Below are 16,793 nucleotides of genomic sequence, written 5' to 3'. Positions count from 1 at the left end.
GAAAATATACCTACGGGGGTAATGAGATGGATGTTAAAGCATTACAAGCAAAAGATGTTGCAGAGAAAGTTTTATTCGGGGAGTTATTTATTTTAGATGTTCGTAATGAGGTGGATTATGAAGATTGGAAAATTGAAGGGAGACAAATTTCTTCTATAAATAAACCATATTTTGATTTGTTAGATGGTGTAGATCATATTGTCAGTGAACTACCTAAAGAGAAAGATGTTTTAGTAGTATGTGCAAAAGAAGGGTCTTCTATATTTGTGGCAGAGCAATTAACAGAGGCTGGATTAGAAAATATATATTATTTATCTGGTGGTATGAAGGCTTGGAGTGAATATGTAAAGCCTATAAAAGTGGGAGATTTAAAAGATGGCGGAAGTATGTATCAGTTTAACCGTCTTGGAAAAGGTTGCTTATCATATATGGTTATTTCAAACGGTGAAGCAGCAGTTATTGATGCAGTAAGAACAGTTGAAGCGTATGAAGAGTTTGCGAAAGAGCATGGCGTTACGATTACGAATGTAATGGATACACATTTACATGCAGACCATATTTCTGGCGGACGTAAGTTAGCGGAAAAAGTAGGTGGTACGTATTGGTTGCCGCCAAAAGATGCGGAGGAAGTTGTGTTCTCATATAAACCACTCGTTGAAGGATCTGTTATTACGGTGGGGGGTACTAAAATTGAAATTGACGCATTATACTCACCGGGGCATACGATTGGAAGTACATCATTTATTGTAGATGATTCCTATTTATTATCAGGTGATATTTTATTTGTAGATTCAATTGGGCGTCCAGATCTTGCTGGAAAGGCTGAGGATTGGGTGAGTGATTTACGAGAAACTTTATATGATCGATATAAAGTACTATCTCAACAATTAATTGTGTTACCAGCTCATTATTCAAAAATAAGTGAAATGGATGAGAATGGTGTTGTGAGCGCAAAGTTAAAAGATTTATTTACGTATAATGCAGGGCTAAATATTGAGGATGAGGGAGAGTTTCGTAAAGTGGTAACAGAGAATTTACCACCTCAGCCGAATGCATATCAAGAAATTCGCCAAACAAATATGGGGCGATTAAATCCAAGTCAAGACGAAGAGCGTGAAATGGAGATTGGTCCAAACCGTTGTGCAGTTCATGAATAATGAAATAAACAAATAAAAAATGGAGGAATAGATGATGAATGTAAAACAAGTATTAGATGCGAAAGGTTTAGCATGTCCGATGCCGATTGTAAGAACGAAGAAAGCGATGGATACTTTACAAACTGGAGAAGTGTTAGAAGTACATGTAACGGATAAAGGATCAGTTAAGGATATTCCAGCGTGGGCAAATAAAGGTGGTCATGACATCGTAAAGCATGTAGAAGAAGCTGATGTGCTGAAGTTTTGGATTAAGAAGGCGTAGTAGTTTCATAAATGTAGAGAGGTTGGTTATATGAATACAATATTAAGTACGCTCTTTATTGTACTGGCTGCAGGATTTGTTATTTCACGTTTTTTACCGGTAAAAGGTGTTCAAAATATAAGTGGGAAAGAACTAAAGAGTATAGCGGGAAAAAAGGGGAAGCAATTTATCGATGTTCGTACAGTAGGTGAGTATAGGGGAAATCATATGAAAGGGTTTCAGAATATCCCATTAAATGAGTTAGCTAGTAAAGCAAATCAATTAGATAAAAATAAGGAAGTAATCGTTATTTGTCAGAGTGGGATGAGAAGTAAGCAAGCAGCAAAGGTATTAAAGAAATTAGGGTTTCAGCACGTTATCAATGTTTCAGGTGGTATGAACGGTTTGTGAGGAGGGAATTAAAAATGAAAGAAATGACAGTAAAAGAATTAGAAGAAAAATTGTTGCGTAAAGAAGCAGTAAATATCGTAGACGTACGTGAAGTAGAAGAAGTAGCCGAGGGGAAAATTCCAGAAGCAAGTAACATTCCACTAGGACTATTAGAGTTTCGAATGCATGAGTTGGATAAAAACAAAGAATATATTATCGTTTGTCGTTCTGGCGGAAGAAGTGCACGAGCAGTTCAGTTTTTAGAGAGCTACGGTTTTCAAGCAATCAATATGGTAGGTGGTATGTTAGCGTGGGAAGGTAAAATCGTATAGTGAAGTAAGTGATTTGAGCCTTTTTATAAACAGATAAATACCCCTACAGGTAAACGGAGGGAGAACAGCATGGAACAACAGAAGAAAACAACAATTGTTTTATTTAGCGGAGATTATGATAAAGCGATGGCTGCTTATATTATTGCAAATGGTGCAACGGCGTATGATCAAGAGGTGACTATTTTTCATACTTTTTGGGGCTTAAATGCTTTAAGGAAAGATGAACATGTGAAGGTAAAGAAAACGTTCATAGAAAAAGTATTTGGAAAAATGATGCCGCGTGGTGCGGATAAGATGGGATTATCAAAAATGAATTTTGCTGGTATGGGGCCAAAGATGATTAAAGGTATTATGAAAAAACATAATGCGATGCCTTTACCAGATTTAATGGATTTGGCGAAAGAACAGGGGATTAAACTTGTAGCTTGTCAAATGACGGTAGATTTATTAGGGTTAAAAGAGGAAGAGATTATGGAAGGGGTAGAGTTTGCAGGAGTAGGAGCTTATTTAGCAGATGCTTCGGATGGGAATGTGAACTTATTCATTTAAATCACCTTCTTTTTAGAAGGCGGGGGATATAAGGTGAGTTTAGTCGTATTACTTTTTATAATTGGGTTTATAGGATCGTTTATATCAGGAATGGTTGGAATTGGCGGTGCGATTATTAATTATCCGATGATCCTATACATTCCGGTATTGCTAGGATTTACTGGCTATACGTCACATGAAGTGAGTGGTATTACAGCAGTGCAAGTATTCTTTGCAACTTTTGCAGGGGCATGGGCCTATCGGAAAAGTAATGATATGGATAAAACGCTAGTTGTGTATATGGGAGCTAGTATATTAGTAGGAAGTTTCATAGGGAGTTTTGGTGCTAACGTATTAGAGGAACATACGGTCAATGTTGTTTATGCAGCGTTAGCAACAATTGCTGCTATTATGATGTTCGTACCGAAGCGAAATATTGGTGATAAAGTGAAATATAATAAATGGTTAGCAAGTTCGCTAGCGTTTATTGTAGGCGGAGCATCAGGCATTATAGGTGCTGGCGGTTCTTTCTTATTAGTACCGATTATGTTAGTGATTTTAAAATTGCCGATACGTACAACAATAGCGACATCTATTGCTATTACGTTTATTTCCTCAGTAGGGATTACGACTGGAAAAGTGATAACTGGGCAAGTAGTTGTAATTCCAGCTCTCATTATTGCGATTGCAAGTATCTTTGCTGCGCCGCTTGGAGCGCGAGTTGGGAAGAGGATCAATCAAAAAGCACTGCAATATATGTTATCGATTTTGATTGTAGGTACTGCTGTTAAGATGTGGATTGATATGATATCGAAATAAAAGGATGGGCTGCTTGCAGCCCATCCTTTTATTTATCTCGCTATTTGAAGGTAGTAAACGCCTGATTGGTGCAGGCTGATTTATGCCCAAATAACTTTCATTAAGTTTTTATATTCGTCATTTGCTAATTTATATAGCATTCTCGTATGTTCAAAGACAAGTGCTGGATTAAAGTTTGGTTCTGAGAATGCAAGCGATGCTGAAATATCAATTGCATTTTGCTTGTTTAATGTGAATTTTGCAAATCGATAAGATGTGTTTAATTCATTGATAACGTGCAAAATATCATTTGTTGATGTTGCATCAGGTACGTGAGCAACATTGAAGCAGTATATATCTACAGTAGGATGTTCGTTTTGGAAAGCAGCGATTAGTTGAATTTTTGCGCCAGCTTCTGTTTCTAATCCTACTGAAAAATGAACAGAACCATCATTTTCATCTATATTTTCTTCCATGTATATATCGTTGGATTTTAAGTAGTCTTTAAAATCTGAGATGTTATGTTTTACTGCAGCTTTCATATGTATGAGCCCCCTGATAATTGGAATAGATTGCTACTATTTATTATAATTTAAAAATATTAAAAAAGATAGTTAGAAAGTTCTGATTTTTAGTTTCGGATAAATAAAAAAGAAGCAGTACTCTACCTCCAGAGAGAACTGCTCCTTTTTTATTCATTGTCGTTAGACGATGTTTCTGTGTCTTCACTGCTATTTTTATTCTTATTTTTAGATTCGTTGTTACTTGATTCGCGTTCACTTGAATTTTCTGACTTAGATTCTTTTGTTTTCTCTGTGCTTGTTTTCTTCGAATCAGAGTCTGTTTTTGTATATGCAGGTAATCCAAGGTGAGCACGAAGATCGTTTGTAACTTTTGCTAATTCTTTTTTATCTGGATTGTAGTAATACGTTCGGCCGCCACCAGCAGATTTGCTACATGTATCGTCACCTTTTTCCATATAGCAGTCTTCACCTTGAATTTGTAATTTCTCAATTTCCGAGTCCGATCCGTACTTGTAGAATGAAAGCATATCATCGAATGTTAAGTTAGTAACGAATTGTCCGTTAATATCATCAATGATGTTACCAACTTTTGTTACAGATCCAACGCTTGTTAGTTTCTTTAAAATTGCTTCAATAACGAGTTGTTGACGTTGTCCACGCATTGCATCACTATCGATGTGGCGCGTTCTAGCAAGAGCGAGAGCTTCTTCACTATTTAGCTTTTGAACACCTTTTTTCAGATGAATTGCATCAGCATTATCATTACTATCTTGTTCAGTAAATTCAACTGGTACATCGACTTCAATGCCGCCTAAATCATCGACAATTTTCATAAATGATTTGAAGTTAAACTTTACAAAGTAATCGACAGGAACATTCATTAATTTTTCAACTGCATCAATACTTGCTTGTGGTCCACCATCTTTTCCGTTTTTAGTAGAACCGTATGCATGAGCGTGTGTAATTTTATCTTTTTTCTTTTCCACTGGAATATAAGTATATGTATCTCGTGGAATGCTTAATAGTTTTACAGTTTTGCTATCTTTATTAAACGTTGCAAGTAATAGTGCATCCGTTCTTATAGCTTCACCATATTCTTTCCCGCGGACATCGCTTTCATCAACACCCATGACTAAGACAGAGACGTTATTTGCGATAGGTTTTACAGCTTTATCACGTAAATCAGATTTATCACCGCGTGCTAAATCGTGTGCGGCATTTCGAACAGCAGAAGATGCTTTATTTACTAAAAACCAAGTATAACCGCCACCTATTATTAAAAAGAATAGAATAACGCTTATAATAATTTTTGTTTTTTTCTTACCTTTTTTCGGTTTACTGCGTGTATTTTCTTGCAAAGATGGGTTTTGCTCCATTTCTTGTACTCCTTCATTTGGATTGAAATACGACACTCATATCCACTTATTATAATGAAATTTGACGAAAAAAAACATTACAAATCATTTACATTTCGTAAAAATTCAATTTATTTATAAAAAGTCAGATTTCCTATATCTTATTTTTTAGATGTAGAATAAGTATAAGGTTTTTTAGTAGAAATGAAAATATGTATTGTGAGAAAGTAATAGAGAAGTAAGATTTGTTGAAATATAGCCAAGAAGAAATGAGTAGGTTTACTTATTTCTTCTATATAATAAAGAAGAAATTTACGGATAAAGGAGAGAGCATAATGAATCATACATCATTCCGAGCAATCGTTGTGAACGAAATAGAAAGTAAGCAGTTTGTAAGAAACGTTGTAGAGAGAGAAGTAAGTAGTTTATCTGAGGGAGACGTATTAATACAGGTTCATTATTCTTCATTAAATTATAAAGATGCTCTTTCAGCCACGGGTAATAAAGGTGTTACGAGAACATACCCTCATACGCCAGGGATTGATGCAGCAGGAGTGGTTGTGAGTAGTGCAGATGAAACCATTAAGGTAGGAGACCAAGTTATTGTAACGGGATATGATTTAGGGATGAATACTTCTGGTGGTTTCGGAGAATATATTCGCGTGCCAGCATCTTGGATTGTTCCTTTACCAGAGGGAATGTCATTAAAGGAAAGCATGATGTACGGGACAGCAGGATTTACAGCTGCTTTATCAGTATATAAGCTTATTGGAGCAGGGATAACGCCTAGTATGGGAGATATTTTAGTAACGGGTGCCACAGGCGGCGTAGGGAGTGTAGCTGTTAGTATTTTAAGTAAGTTAGGGTTTAATGTAGTAGGAGCGACGGGGAAAATGGAAGAGGAAGAGATGCTACTACGTCTAGGAGCGAAAAAAGTGATTCATCGTACGGAGTTGAATGATGAATCAGGAAGACCAATGTTAAAAGGGATATACGCCGGGGTTATCGATACTGTAGGTGGACATATGCTAGAAACCGCTTTAAAAACGGTAAAGTATGGTGGTTGTGTAACGACATGCGGTAATGTGGCAGGCCAGGAATTACAAACAACGGTATATCCGTTTATTTTGCGAGGTATAAGTCTTATAGGAATAGATTCTGTGCAATGCCCAGTGGATGTGAGAAGAGATGTGTGGACGCTCTTAGCAAGTGAATGGGAAAATAATGAGTTACTATCTTATACAGAAGAATGTACATTGGAAGAGTTAGATGAAAAGTTTACACTTATATTGCAAGGAAAGTTAAAAGGAAGAACGGTTGTAAATATGAAATGAAAAAAGAGACGCTTAAGTTAGCGTCTCTTTTCTATTATAATGATTGTTTTAAATTGATTTTACCTTGTTCACCTAAAACACCATCAGCAATATTTACAGCGTGATCACCGATACGCTCTAAGTTACTTACCATATCAACGAAGATGATACTTGCATCACCTGAACAGCTACGTTCGTTTAGACGTAATACGTGACGTTTGCGAAGAACACGTTCCATTTGGTCGATTTTACGTTCTTTTGCAATAACCGTTTGTGCTAGTTCAGTATCGAAGTTTGTTAAAGCTTCAACTGCGTCTTGTAATGTTGAAATTGTTAATTCAAGCATTTCATTTAGTTCAGCTAGTGCTTCGTCTGATAGGGAAACACGGTTTGAAATTTGGAAATCTACAAGTTCTACAAGGTTTTCTACATGATCACCGACACGTTCAATATCTCCAACGACACCTGCTAGAACAGAATGTTTCTCTGAGTCTGTTGGGGAAAGTGGTTTTTCTGATAGTAAAACTAAATACTCGGTAATTTTTTTATCTAAATTGTTAATAGCTCCTTCTAATTGAGTAGCCATGTCAGCGTGTTTTTTATCTTGTGTGTTTAAAAATTGATTTGCTTCTTTTAATCCATGTAATGAAAACTCAGCCATACGGATGATTTCTTTTTGAGCTTCTGTTAAAGCGATAGCTGGAGATTGCTCAATAAAGATTGGATTTAAATGTTGCGGTTTGAAATCAATAGCAGAGTCTTCGCCGCGAATAAGTTTTGTTACAATCCATGCTAATACAGCGATGAACGGGAATTGAATAACTGCATTTGTTATGTTAAATGTTCCGTGTGCAAATGCAATTGTCATTTCTGGATTTAAGTTTAATGATGTTTGGAAATATTGAATTAAGCTTGTAAATGGTACTAATAAAATTGTAAATATGATTGTACCGACGATATTAAAGATAACGTGAACTAATGCTGCACGTCTTGCGGCAATAGAAGTACCGATTGCTGCTAATACAGCTGTAATTGTTGTACCGATGTTATCACCGAATAATACAGGAAGGGCAGCTTGTAAATCGATTGCACCTTGACCGAATAGTTCTTGTAAAATACCGATTGTCGCACTTGAACTTTGTACAATTAAAGTGAAGACTGTACCAACAACAACTCCTAAAATTGGGTTATCACTCATGCTAACCGTTAATTCTTGGAATGACTCTAAAGAACGAAGAGGTTTCATACCTGCGCTCATTAATTCTAAACCGAAGAATAACATACCAAAACCGAATATAACTTGACCTAAAGAATGTACCTTTTTATTTTTAAAGAAGAATAGTAAGATAGCTCCAACTGCCATAATTGGAAGAGCGTATTCTCCGATTTTAATTCCGATAATAAATGCAGTAACTGTCGTTCCGATGTTCGCACCCATAATAACACCAATTGCTTGTCTTAATGTCATAAATCCGGCACTTACCAGTCCGACTGTTAAAGCGGTTGTTCCTGAACTTGATTGGATTAATACAGTAACTAACATACCTGCTAGTACACCCATAAGTGGGTTTGTTGTAAAGCGATCTAGAATATCGCGAAGACGATCTCCAGCTGCTTGTTGCAGTCCATCGCCCATGTATTTAATACCGAATAAGAAAATACCTAATCCACCAATGAACTGGAAGATCATATCTTGAATATTGTATTCCACGCATTCCACTCCTTAAATTTCATGTACGATGTAATTATTAACTAAACCTTGAGGGACTGTAAACGGTTTACTAGTAAAATTTACACTAAATTTACAAAGGGATAAAAAGTTTACAAATCTTTAAAGAAACAGCTGGATTTAATTGGTTTTACCCCTATTTACACAGTGTTTTTTGTAAAGAAATCACACTTTTTAGAATAGTATTGTTTAGTTGAATATGAAGGAAAGCGTCTGCGAGTTCATCGTATATTTTTTGATGAAAGTTAAAAAAATATGTAGAAAAATGATTTTATTAATTTATTTCTCGTTACTCATCCCGTTTTTGCACATAAAAAAAGCTACTGAATTATCCAGCAGCTTTTTCTCTGTTTTTATCTCCATACTTTTGCTTTCTTATACTTGTGATGTAAATGAACAGGAATGCAATAAGGAGTAGAGAGGAATAGCGATATACAGTTGCGTAGTTTGTAAAATGTGCAATGAATCCAAAAATAATTGCGCCAGCGCCAATTCCAAGGTCAAATGCTGAGAAGAATGTAGCTGTTGCGACTCCTCGTCGGTGCGGTGCTACTCGGTCAATCATCCATGCTTGTAGTGCAGGTTGAATCGCTCCAAAACCACTTCCATAACATGCCGCTGCGATGATTAGACTCGGAATGGTAGTTGTATACGACAATAAAATAATACCTACAAACGTAATAATAACTCCTGGAATGATAACGAATGTATGACCTTTCGCATCGTATAACTTCCCAGAAAACGGACGAGTGACAGCGATTGCCAGTGCATTAAATAAGAAGAAGAGGCTAATATCAGCAATTCCGACTTCCGTAGCGAATAATGTAATAAAGCTCCCGATTCCTCCGTACATTAATGTAATACATAATATTAATAATGAAGGAAGTAAAGCTTTGCGCTCGATAAATCCATCGAGGAAGGTACCAGATGTTTGCTGTGGTGGTTGCGGCGATTTTTTGATTTGAAGTAGTTTTGTTAATATTAATGAAACTACTGTACAGGAAAGTGCACATAAAAAAAGAATTGTGAAGTTATATGTTTGCATCAGCCAAAGTCCGATAAGTGGACCAAGCGCCATTGCAATCGTTCCAGAAAGACCGAAATATCCCATACCTTCACCGCGGCGAGCTTGCGGAATTAAATCTGAAACGACAGTCCCATATGTAGTCGTTGTAATACCAAAACCAGCTCCGTGTAAAATTCGAACGGCAAGCAATAGGAAGACGGTTGAAGCGAAAAGATAACTGCCCATAGCGAGTAAACAAATAGCAGTACCGATCATTAAAATGATTTTTTTGTTGAACTTTTGCAAGGCATTTCCAGTTAGCGGTCTAACAAAAAGTGCTGCAACGGTAAACATACCGACAACAAATCCGATGTTGGAACTTGTGCCGCCAATTTCTTTCACATAAACAGGTAAAGTAGGAATTAACATTTGAAATCCTAAAAACATACATAAGTTTGCTAGAATTAGCGCCATAAACTCTTTCGTCCATAACGGTTCTCGTTTTACGAGTATTGCCTCTCCCATATATTCATCCCCTATATAAAATTTCTCTTTTCTTTCGAGTATATGTATTGGTCAATGTAACAGTCAAGGAAGGTGCCTTGAAAACGTATAACAATTTTCGAGGTGAAAAAACTGACAAATTTGTGTAAAAGCTACACAACTATGAAAAAAAGATGTAAAGTATAGATGTATAGACTTGTAGTTGTTATGAATGATAGAAATTGTTTTTTCTTTAAAGAAAGCGGATTCAAAAAGTAGTGAATGAGAAGGGGATATATACTTTTTCACTACATATATTTGAAAAGGTTTACAAAACAATGAAGAAAGAGGCGTGTACATATGAGACGATTAGGTATTTCTATTTATCCAGAACATTCAACAGTAGAGAAAGATAAGGAATATTTAACATTAGCAAGTAAATACGGATTTAATCGTGTATTCACATGCTTATTGTCTGTAGATGGAGAGAAAGAGAAAATTATAGAAGAGTTTAAAGAAACGATCTCTCATGCAAATGCATTAGGGTTCCAAGTATTAGTTGATATTAGTCCATCTGTCTTTACACAATTAGGTATTTCATATAATGATTTATCGTTCTTCCATGAGCTAGGAGCGTACGGTATTCGGTTAGATGTCGGTTTCTCTGGTTTAGAAGAATCGATTATGACTTACAATCCATACGGCTTAAAAATTGAAATTAATATGAGTAATGGTACGAAATATGTAGATAACATTATGAGCCATAGACCAAACCGTGAAAATTTAATTGGTTGCCATAATTTTTATCCACATCGTTATTCAGGATTATCATACGATCATTTCATTAAATGCTCGAAACAATTTAAAGATTACGGTATGAGAACAGCTGCTTTTATTTCATCATTTGATGCAACATACGGACCTTGGCCAGTAACAGAAGGATTATGTACGTTAGAGCAGCATCGTGAATTACCGATGACAACACAGGCGAAGCATTTATTTGCGACAGAATTAATTGATGATGTCATTATTGCGAATGCTTATGCATCAGAAGAAGAATTACAAGCACTAGGTGCATTAAATAAAGAGAAACAAACATTTGATATAGAATTATATGATACAACAACAGAACTAGAAAAAATTATCGTATTAGACGAGCCTCATTTTTACCGCGGGGATGTATCTGAATATATGATTCGTTCGACACAAAGTCGTGTGAAATATAAGAAAGAAGAGTTCAAACCGCATAATACACGCGAAATTAAACGCGGTGATCTTTTAATTGATAATGAACAGTATGGTCAATATAAAGGTGAATTGCAAATTGCTTTAAAAGATATGGTGAATACAGGAAAAACAAATGTAGTTGGCCGAATTGTGGAAGAAGAAATTTTCTTATTAGATTATTTACAAGCATGGGATAAATTCGGGTTTACATTAAAGAAATAGATTAAATAAAAAAGGAAAAAACTACTGACCTCAGCAGCTTTTTCCTTTTTATATAATTGCGAGAGGAAGAGCTATGACAAAGGTGCATCAGCGATTAGTTTCTATTTTAGAGGAGTTTTTAGAAGAGAAATCGATGTTAAATCGAGCTTTTTTAGCGAGCCGTTTACATGTATCAACGAAGACGATTCAAAAAGATATAAAATTATTAAATGATATATTGGAAGAAAACGGAGCGAAAATTGAATCGCAAAGAGGGACTGGATACGAACTAGAAATTATACAAAAGAAGAAGTTTGAAGAGTTTTGCATGGGTCTATTTCAAAAACAGACAGAAAAAATCCCAACTTCTTATGAAGAAAGGATAGCGTACATTCTGCAACGTATTTTAACGACAGAGGGATATGTGAAGCTTTCACAGTTAGCAGAGGAGATTTATGTGAGTAAATCGACTGTGAACTTAATTATGAAAGATGTTACAGATATATGTGGTCGTTATCAATTACAAATTGAAAAGAGACCGTATTATGGTATACGTATTGTGGGAGAGGAGTTCAATATTCGTTCTTGTTTGTCACAATATGGTTTACCGCGTTATGACCATACTCCGTTTCATGAGCAATTTGAGCAGAGTGATACATATGTATCGTTACCTCATATACCGCTTATCCGTTCGGTTATATTAAAGTATATCGAGGGAGGGACGATATATTTATCAGATATAGAAATCGATAATTTAGTCATTCATATTGCAATCGCATTAAAGCGTTGTGAAAATCAACATTATATGAAAGGACTAAATAAAGAGCAAGCTGAACTTATCATAAAGAAAGAATATACAATTGCGAAAGAGATTTTAGGGGATTTAGAGAAAGCGTTACATCTTTCATTTCCAGAAGAAGAAGTTTTATATGTGACAATGCACTTATTAAGTACTGCTGTTACAGCAAAAGATCGTTATGAAAATGTGGAAGAATTATTAGGGAAAGATCTATATGCATTCATGCAACATATTCTTTTTAAAGTAGCGGAAGAACGGAATCTTATTTTTTATTATGATGAAGAATTATTATTTGGATTTGGTGTTCATTTAAAAACGTTATTAAACCGTTTGAAGTATAAGTTAAATACGAGAAATCCTCTATTGGCAGAAGTGAAAAAGAATTATCCGTATGCTTTTGAAATTGCGGTTCTCGTTGGAGATATAATTGGTGAATATACGGGAGAGTCGATTCCGGAAAGTGAAATTGGTTATATTGCGATTCACTTCGGCGGGGCGATGAGTCGTTTACAGGAAGAGAATCAAAAGAAAAGATGTTTATTAGTTTGTGCGACTGGTCAAGGAAGCGCCCAGCTATTGAAATATAAAATTCTATCACAGTTCCGAGATAAATTAGAGATTGTGGGAATTACAGGTTATTATCAATTGAAAGTGGAGGACCTTTATAAAGATAAAATAGATTGTATTATTAGTACGATTCATATACCGAGTGGCTTGCCTGTTCCAGTTATAAAAGTGAACTCAATATTTGATGATAAAGAGATTAAGTTAATCGGTCAGCAATTGTTTACGCATGTGAATACTAGTGTGCAGCAATATATAAAGGAAGATTTAATTTTTTTAAATCATAGCGCTTCTACGAAAGAAGAGGCTATCCAATTTTTATGTGAGAAAGCCGCTGAGAAAAACTATGTACCAGAACACTTTTATGATTCTGTTATAGAAAGAGAGAATACATCTCCTACAGCGGTTGGGAATTTAGTTGCGATTCCTCATCCGATGCAGTTATTAAGTGAGAAAACATTTTTGATGTTTTGTACACTTGATAAAGCGGTTGACTGGGGAGATAAGAAAGTACAAGTTATTATTTTATTTAGTGTAAAGCGCAATAATAATGAAGATTTACAAAAGCTGTATGATTTTTTATATGATGTTATGTCTAGTCAAAATACGATAGAGAAATTAGTTCAGGCTAAAGTGATTGAAGATTTTCAAGAGATATTATTATCGTTATAAGAAAAGTATGTAAAAACTTCCGTTACACAACGGAAGTTTTTTATGTTTAATTGTATGCGTTTTCATAATAAGATAGCAATATAGAAAAAAGATAGCTTGGGGGAATTTAAAATGACTGATATGCAAACTCCATTTGCGTTAATTTTACATGGTGGCAACGCGAGAAGCGCGGCACTGGAAGCAATTGCTTTTGCAAGACAAGGAGATTTTGAGAATGCGAGTGAAAAGATGACACTTGCTAGTGAAGAAATTTCAGCAGCTCATCGTATTCAAACAGACTTAATTCAAGAAGAGGCAAGAGGAAATCATGCAGAAATCAGTTTACTGTTAGTGCATGCACAAGATCATTTAATGAATGCAATTACAGTGAAAGAACTTGCTGAAGAATTTATCACTCTTCATAAACGAGTAGAAGAGAAAGTGACAGTATAAGATGTACATTTTATTATGTTGTGCAGCAGGCATGTCAACGAGTATGGTTGTAAGAAAAATGCAAGAAGAGGCAATGAAACAAGGGAAGGATTATAAAATTAAAGCAGTTGATTCAGAACTTGTGAAACTGGAGATAAAAAATGCTGATGTTGTTTTAATCGGACCACAGGTGAAGTATTTGTTTCCAGCTGTAGAGTTTCTTGCGAACTCATACGATATACCGGTTGCAATTATAGAGCAACGAGATTATGGCATGTGTGACGGTTTAAAAGTATTGAAACAAGCAGAACAATTAGTTTTAGCATAATTATATTTTTTTAAATATAAACATTATAATGTTATAACTTTATTTCGTTCTTTCGTAGTAAAGAGAAAGAGGAGGGGTATTGATGAATGGTTTTATGAGTTTTATGGAACGAAAAATTATGCCAACAACGCAAAAGATTGCAGGACAACGACATTTATTAGCAATTCGAAATGGAGTTATTTCTACATTGCCGTTAACGATTGTCGGATCATTTTTCGTTATCTTTTTAAATTTACCAATTGATGCATATATGGAGTGGATTGCACCGTTTCGCCATATTTTAGATATTCCATTCCGATTTACAGTAGGTTTAATGGCGTTATACGCAGCATTTGGGGTAGGAGCTTCACTCGCGAATTTTTATCAGCTCAATCAGTTAAGTGCAGGATTGTTATCTGTACTCGCCTTTTTACTAGCATCAGTTGAACCAATTCAAATTACGAAAGCTGTACCAGGTGTTATTGATGCAGGTAGATACATTTCAGTAGGAACATTAAGTGCAACATCTTTATTCGGAGCAATTGTTACAGCATTAATTGCAGTAGAAATTTATCATTTTATGATTAAGCATAATATCTCGATTAAATTACCAGATAGTGTACCACCAGCAGTTTCAAATTCGTTTGCAGCATTAATTCCAACTTTAGTCGTTATTCTTTTATTCTGGGGTATTCGTTACGGTTTAAAATTTGATGTAAATACAACAATCACATATTTAATCGCACCACTAAAATCCGTATTAGTAGGAAATAACTTATTCGGCGGTTTATTAACAGTATTCTTAATCGTGTTCTTCTGGTCATTCGGTATACATGGCCCTGCGATTTTAGGACCAATCATTCGTCCGATGTGGGACTCAGCAATTCTTGAAAATATGGAAGTATTCACAGCTACAGGAAATGCACATCAATTACCAAACTTATTTACAGAGCAATTTATTCAATGGTTCGTATGGATCGGTGGATCAGGCTCAACGTTAGCTTTAGTTATTATGTTTATGTTCTCTAAATCTAAGTTCCTAAAAGAGTTAGGTAGATTATCATTCGTGCCAGGTTTATTCAATATTAACGAACCGATTATTTTCGGGGCACCAATTGTAATGAACCCAATTTTAATTATTCCATTCGTTATTACACCGTTAGTGACAACGACAGTATCATATTTCGCAGTTGTTTCAGGTATGATTCCGATGATGATGGCGAAATTGCCATTTACGATGTTAGCACCAATTGCAGCGGTTATTAGTACGGACTGGACAATTATGGCTGGTGTACTTGTACTTGTTAACTTTGTTATCTCATTCGTTATTTACTATCCGTTCTTCAAAATGTATGAGAAACAACAAGTAGCAGGAGAGGAGAAAGAAAAATGCTCGGAGCAATTATCATCTTAATTACATTCGTAGCGGGGCAGTGTATTGCACATTATTCAAAATGGGTACAAAGTAAATCTTTATTAGTTTTATTACTCGTATCAATTTTATTTATCGGTAGTTCAATGGGTGCCTATGTAATGTTAGGGTTACAATCACCGTACGTAATTATTGTACCAACGATTTTATGTGCAACATGTTTATCTGCAAAATATAGATTTACGAGCATGGCATTAATACAACGTGTGAAGGAGATGCAAAAGCATGGAGCGTAAGTTAGGAATTTCACTTTATCCAGAGCATTCAACGAAAGAAAAAGATATGGCATATATTTCGGCAGCGGCACGCCACGGTTTTTCAAGAATATTCACATGTCTATTATCTGTGAATCGTCCGAAAGAAGAGATTGTAGCTGAATTTAAAGAAATTATTAATCATGCAAAAGATCATAATATGGAAGTTATTTTAGATGTAGCTCCAGCGGTATTTGATCAACTTGGTATTAGCTATAGCGATCTATCATTCTTTGCGGAGTTAGGGGCAGATGGTATCCGTTTAGATTTAGGTTTCGACGGTTTAACGGAAGCGAAAATGACGAATAATCCGTACGGCTTAAAAATTGAACTGAACGTAAGTAACGATATTGCATACTTAGAAAATATCCTTTCGCATCAGGCGAATAAACCAGCTTTAATTGGTTGCCATAACTTTTATCCGCAAAAATTCACTGGTCTTCCGTATGATTATTTCATTCGCTGTAGTGAACGTTTTAAAAAACACGGTATTCGCACGGCAGCATTTATTACGTCACATGCAGCTAACATCGGTCCATGGGATATTAACGACGGATTATGTACGTTAGAAGAGCATCGTAACTTACCGATTGAAGTACAAGCGAAACATTTATGGGCGACAGGGCTTATTGATGATGTGATTATAGGAAATGCTTATGCGAGTGAAGAAGAGTTAGAGAAACTAGGAAACTTAAATCGTTACATGTTACAGCTAAAGGTACACTTTGTAGACGAAGCGAATGAAGTAGAGAAGAAAGCGACACTGCAAGAATTACACGTAAGACGCGGCGACATAACAGAATATATGGTACGTTCTACAGAAGTGCGTAAAAAGTACAAAGACTATGACTTCCCAGTGCGCGAAAGTGTATTACAGGAAAGAGGGCAAGTTGTAATTGGTAACAACTCATTCGGAAAGTATAAAGGTGAACTGCAAATCATTCTAAAAGAAATGCCGATAGATGAACGGAAAAATATTGTCGGTACAATTGCAGAAGAAGAGTTATTCTTACTAGATTATGTAGGAGCTTGGACACAGTTTACTTGTGTGGAATAGGAAAGGAGAGGAT

General features: G+C 35.5%; 18 protein-coding genes. 14 read left to right on the top strand and 4 right to left on the bottom strand.

The annotated features are described in order from the left end of the window. The first annotated feature begins 26 nt into the window (after positions 1 to 26). The 6 genes from AABL52_RS23065 to AABL52_RS23040 all read left to right on the top strand — a co-directional run bounded on the left by AABL52_RS23065 (position 27) and on the right by AABL52_RS23040 (position 3,467). Positions 27 to 1,157 carry an MBL fold metallo-hydrolase gene (locus AABL52_RS23065; protein ID WP_341518517.1) on the top strand — a complete coding sequence of 377 codons (1,131 nt, stop codon included), beginning with the start codon at positions 27 to 29 and terminating at the stop codon, positions 1,155 to 1,157. Positions 1,158 to 1,188: 31 nt separating this feature from the next. Continuing rightward, complete coding sequence (locus tag AABL52_RS23060; protein ID WP_002070570.1) at positions 1,189 to 1,419, top strand: sulfurtransferase TusA family protein; 231 nt, start codon at positions 1,189 to 1,191, stop codon at positions 1,417 to 1,419. A 30-nt stretch (positions 1,420 to 1,449) separates the two neighbouring features. Then, positions 1,450 to 1,809, top strand: coding sequence for a rhodanese-like domain-containing protein (locus AABL52_RS23055; RefSeq protein ID WP_001092310.1), 360 nt, complete (start codon positions 1,450 to 1,452; stop codon positions 1,807 to 1,809). Between the two features lie 14 nt (positions 1,810 to 1,823). Then, positions 1,824 to 2,120, top strand: a complete 297-nt coding sequence (locus AABL52_RS23050; protein ID WP_000661819.1) for a rhodanese-like domain-containing protein — start codon at positions 1,824 to 1,826, stop codon at positions 2,118 to 2,120. Between the two features lie 69 nt (positions 2,121 to 2,189). Beyond that, on the top strand, positions 2,190 to 2,669 hold the full coding sequence (locus AABL52_RS23045; RefSeq protein ID WP_341518516.1) for a DsrE/DsrF/DrsH-like family protein: 480 nt from the start codon (positions 2,190 to 2,192) through the stop codon (positions 2,667 to 2,669). Positions 2,670 to 2,702: 33 nt separating this feature from the next. Beyond that, positions 2,703 to 3,467, top strand: coding sequence for a sulfite exporter TauE/SafE family protein (locus tag AABL52_RS23040; RefSeq protein ID WP_336180865.1), 765 nt, complete (start codon positions 2,703 to 2,705; stop codon positions 3,465 to 3,467). 80 nt (positions 3,468 to 3,547) lie between these two features. Here AABL52_RS23040 and AABL52_RS23035 read toward each other — a convergent pair whose 3' ends face one another. Together AABL52_RS23035 and AABL52_RS23030 are read right to left on the bottom strand one after the other, a co-directional pair. After that, complete coding sequence (locus tag AABL52_RS23035; protein ID WP_000642361.1) at positions 3,548 to 3,988, bottom strand: hypothetical protein; 441 nt, start codon at positions 3,986 to 3,988, stop codon at positions 3,548 to 3,550. 149 nt (positions 3,989 to 4,137) lie between these two features. Then, on the bottom strand, positions 4,138 to 5,346 hold the full coding sequence (locus tag AABL52_RS23030) for an LCP family protein (protein WP_000437405.1): 1,209 nt from the start codon (positions 5,344 to 5,346) through the stop codon (positions 4,138 to 4,140). Positions 5,347 to 5,660: 314 nt separating this feature from the next. Between AABL52_RS23030 and AABL52_RS23025 the strand changes: the two genes are divergently transcribed. Further along, on the top strand, positions 5,661 to 6,659 hold the full coding sequence (locus AABL52_RS23025; protein WP_341518515.1) for a YhdH/YhfP family quinone oxidoreductase: 999 nt from the start codon (positions 5,661 to 5,663) through the stop codon (positions 6,657 to 6,659). A gap of 34 nt (positions 6,660 to 6,693) precedes the next feature. Here AABL52_RS23025 and AABL52_RS23020 read toward each other — a convergent pair whose 3' ends face one another. Next, on the bottom strand, positions 6,694 to 8,349 hold the full coding sequence (locus AABL52_RS23020; RefSeq protein ID WP_341518514.1) for a Na/Pi cotransporter family protein: 1,656 nt from the start codon (positions 8,347 to 8,349) through the stop codon (positions 6,694 to 6,696). A gap of 346 nt (positions 8,350 to 8,695) precedes the next feature. Continuing rightward, complete coding sequence (locus AABL52_RS23015; RefSeq protein ID WP_341518513.1) at positions 8,696 to 9,898, bottom strand: MFS transporter; 1,203 nt, start codon at positions 9,896 to 9,898, stop codon at positions 8,696 to 8,698. A 318-nt stretch (positions 9,899 to 10,216) separates the two neighbouring features. On the opposite strand from AABL52_RS23015, the gene AABL52_RS23010 reads away from it, so the two are divergent. The 7 genes from AABL52_RS23010 to AABL52_RS22980 all read left to right on the top strand — a co-directional run bounded on the left by AABL52_RS23010 (position 10,217) and on the right by AABL52_RS22980 (position 16,780). Beyond that, complete coding sequence (locus tag AABL52_RS23010; RefSeq protein WP_340423023.1) at positions 10,217 to 11,305, top strand: DUF871 domain-containing protein; 1,089 nt, start codon at positions 10,217 to 10,219, stop codon at positions 11,303 to 11,305. 73 nt (positions 11,306 to 11,378) lie between these two features. Further along, positions 11,379 to 13,319, top strand: a complete 1,941-nt coding sequence (locus AABL52_RS23005; protein WP_340423021.1) for a BglG family transcription antiterminator — start codon at positions 11,379 to 11,381, stop codon at positions 13,317 to 13,319. Positions 13,320 to 13,430: 111 nt separating this feature from the next. Next, on the top strand, positions 13,431 to 13,751 hold the full coding sequence (locus AABL52_RS23000) for a PTS lactose/cellobiose transporter subunit IIA (protein WP_000131328.1): 321 nt from the start codon (positions 13,431 to 13,433) through the stop codon (positions 13,749 to 13,751). 1 nt (position 13,752) lies between these two features. Next, on the top strand, positions 13,753 to 14,058 hold the full coding sequence (locus tag AABL52_RS22995) for a PTS sugar transporter subunit IIB (RefSeq protein WP_341518512.1): 306 nt from the start codon (positions 13,753 to 13,755) through the stop codon (positions 14,056 to 14,058). A gap of 82 nt (positions 14,059 to 14,140) precedes the next feature. Then, positions 14,141 to 15,451, top strand: coding sequence for a PTS sugar transporter subunit IIC (locus AABL52_RS22990; RefSeq protein WP_341518511.1), 1,311 nt, complete (start codon positions 14,141 to 14,143; stop codon positions 15,449 to 15,451). Further along, positions 15,427 to 15,705 carry a hypothetical protein gene (locus AABL52_RS22985; protein WP_061680153.1) on the top strand — a complete coding sequence of 93 codons (279 nt, stop codon included), beginning with the start codon at positions 15,427 to 15,429 and terminating at the stop codon, positions 15,703 to 15,705. The genes AABL52_RS22990 and AABL52_RS22985 overlap by 25 nt, the downstream gene beginning before the upstream one ends. Continuing rightward, positions 15,695 to 16,780 (top strand): DUF871 domain-containing protein, encoded by a 1,086-nt coding sequence (locus tag AABL52_RS22980; RefSeq protein WP_341518510.1) that lies wholly within the window; start codon positions 15,695 to 15,697, stop codon positions 16,778 to 16,780. Before AABL52_RS22985 ends, AABL52_RS22980 begins: the two co-directional genes overlap by 11 nt. The last annotated feature ends 13 nt before the right edge of the window (positions 16,781 to 16,793 follow it).

Source organism: Bacillus paramobilis, assembly GCF_038096195.1.
GTDB lineage: Bacteria > Bacillota > Bacilli > Bacillales > Bacillaceae_G > Bacillus_A > Bacillus_A mobilis.
The sequence above is the reverse complement of the archived record's forward strand: the minus strand, read 5'-3'. Positions and strand labels throughout refer to the sequence as shown.

Bases quoted from the DNA above. Each gene is read 5' to 3' on its own strand.
- AABL52_RS23065 (WP_341518517.1), top strand. From the start codon at position 27: ATGGATGTTAAAGCATTACAAGCAAAAGATGTTGCAGAGAAAGTTTTA.
- AABL52_RS23060 (WP_002070570.1), top strand. From the start codon at position 1,189: ATGATGAATGTAAAACAAGTATTAGATGCGAAAGGTTTAGCATGTCCG.
- AABL52_RS23055 (WP_001092310.1), top strand. From the start codon at position 1,450: ATGAATACAATATTAAGTACGCTCTTTATTGTACTGGCTGCAGGATTT.
- AABL52_RS23050 (WP_000661819.1), top strand. From the start codon at position 1,824: ATGAAAGAAATGACAGTAAAAGAATTAGAAGAAAAATTGTTGCGTAAA.
- AABL52_RS23045 (WP_341518516.1), top strand. From the start codon at position 2,190: ATGGAACAACAGAAGAAAACAACAATTGTTTTATTTAGCGGAGATTAT.
- AABL52_RS23035 (WP_000642361.1), bottom strand. From the start codon at position 3,988: ATGAAAGCTGCAGTAAAACATAACATCTCAGATTTTAAAGACTACTTA.
- AABL52_RS23030 (WP_000437405.1), bottom strand. From the start codon at position 5,346: ATGGAGCAAAACCCATCTTTGCAAGAAAATACACGCAGTAAACCGAAA.
- AABL52_RS23025 (WP_341518515.1), top strand. From the start codon at position 5,661: ATGAATCATACATCATTCCGAGCAATCGTTGTGAACGAAATAGAAAGT.
- AABL52_RS23015 (WP_341518513.1), bottom strand. From the start codon at position 9,898: ATGGGAGAGGCAATACTCGTAAAACGAGAACCGTTATGGACGAAAGAG.
- AABL52_RS23010 (WP_340423023.1), top strand. From the start codon at position 10,217: ATGAGACGATTAGGTATTTCTATTTATCCAGAACATTCAACAGTAGAG.
- AABL52_RS23005 (WP_340423021.1), top strand. From the start codon at position 11,379: ATGACAAAGGTGCATCAGCGATTAGTTTCTATTTTAGAGGAGTTTTTA.
- AABL52_RS23000 (WP_000131328.1), top strand. From the start codon at position 13,431: ATGACTGATATGCAAACTCCATTTGCGTTAATTTTACATGGTGGCAAC.
- AABL52_RS22995 (WP_341518512.1), top strand. From the start codon at position 13,753: ATGTACATTTTATTATGTTGTGCAGCAGGCATGTCAACGAGTATGGTT.
- AABL52_RS22990 (WP_341518511.1), top strand. From the start codon at position 14,141: ATGAATGGTTTTATGAGTTTTATGGAACGAAAAATTATGCCAACAACG.
- AABL52_RS22985 (WP_061680153.1), top strand. From the start codon at position 15,427: ATGCTCGGAGCAATTATCATCTTAATTACATTCGTAGCGGGGCAGTGT.
- AABL52_RS22980 (WP_341518510.1), top strand. From the start codon at position 15,695: ATGGAGCGTAAGTTAGGAATTTCACTTTATCCAGAGCATTCAACGAAA.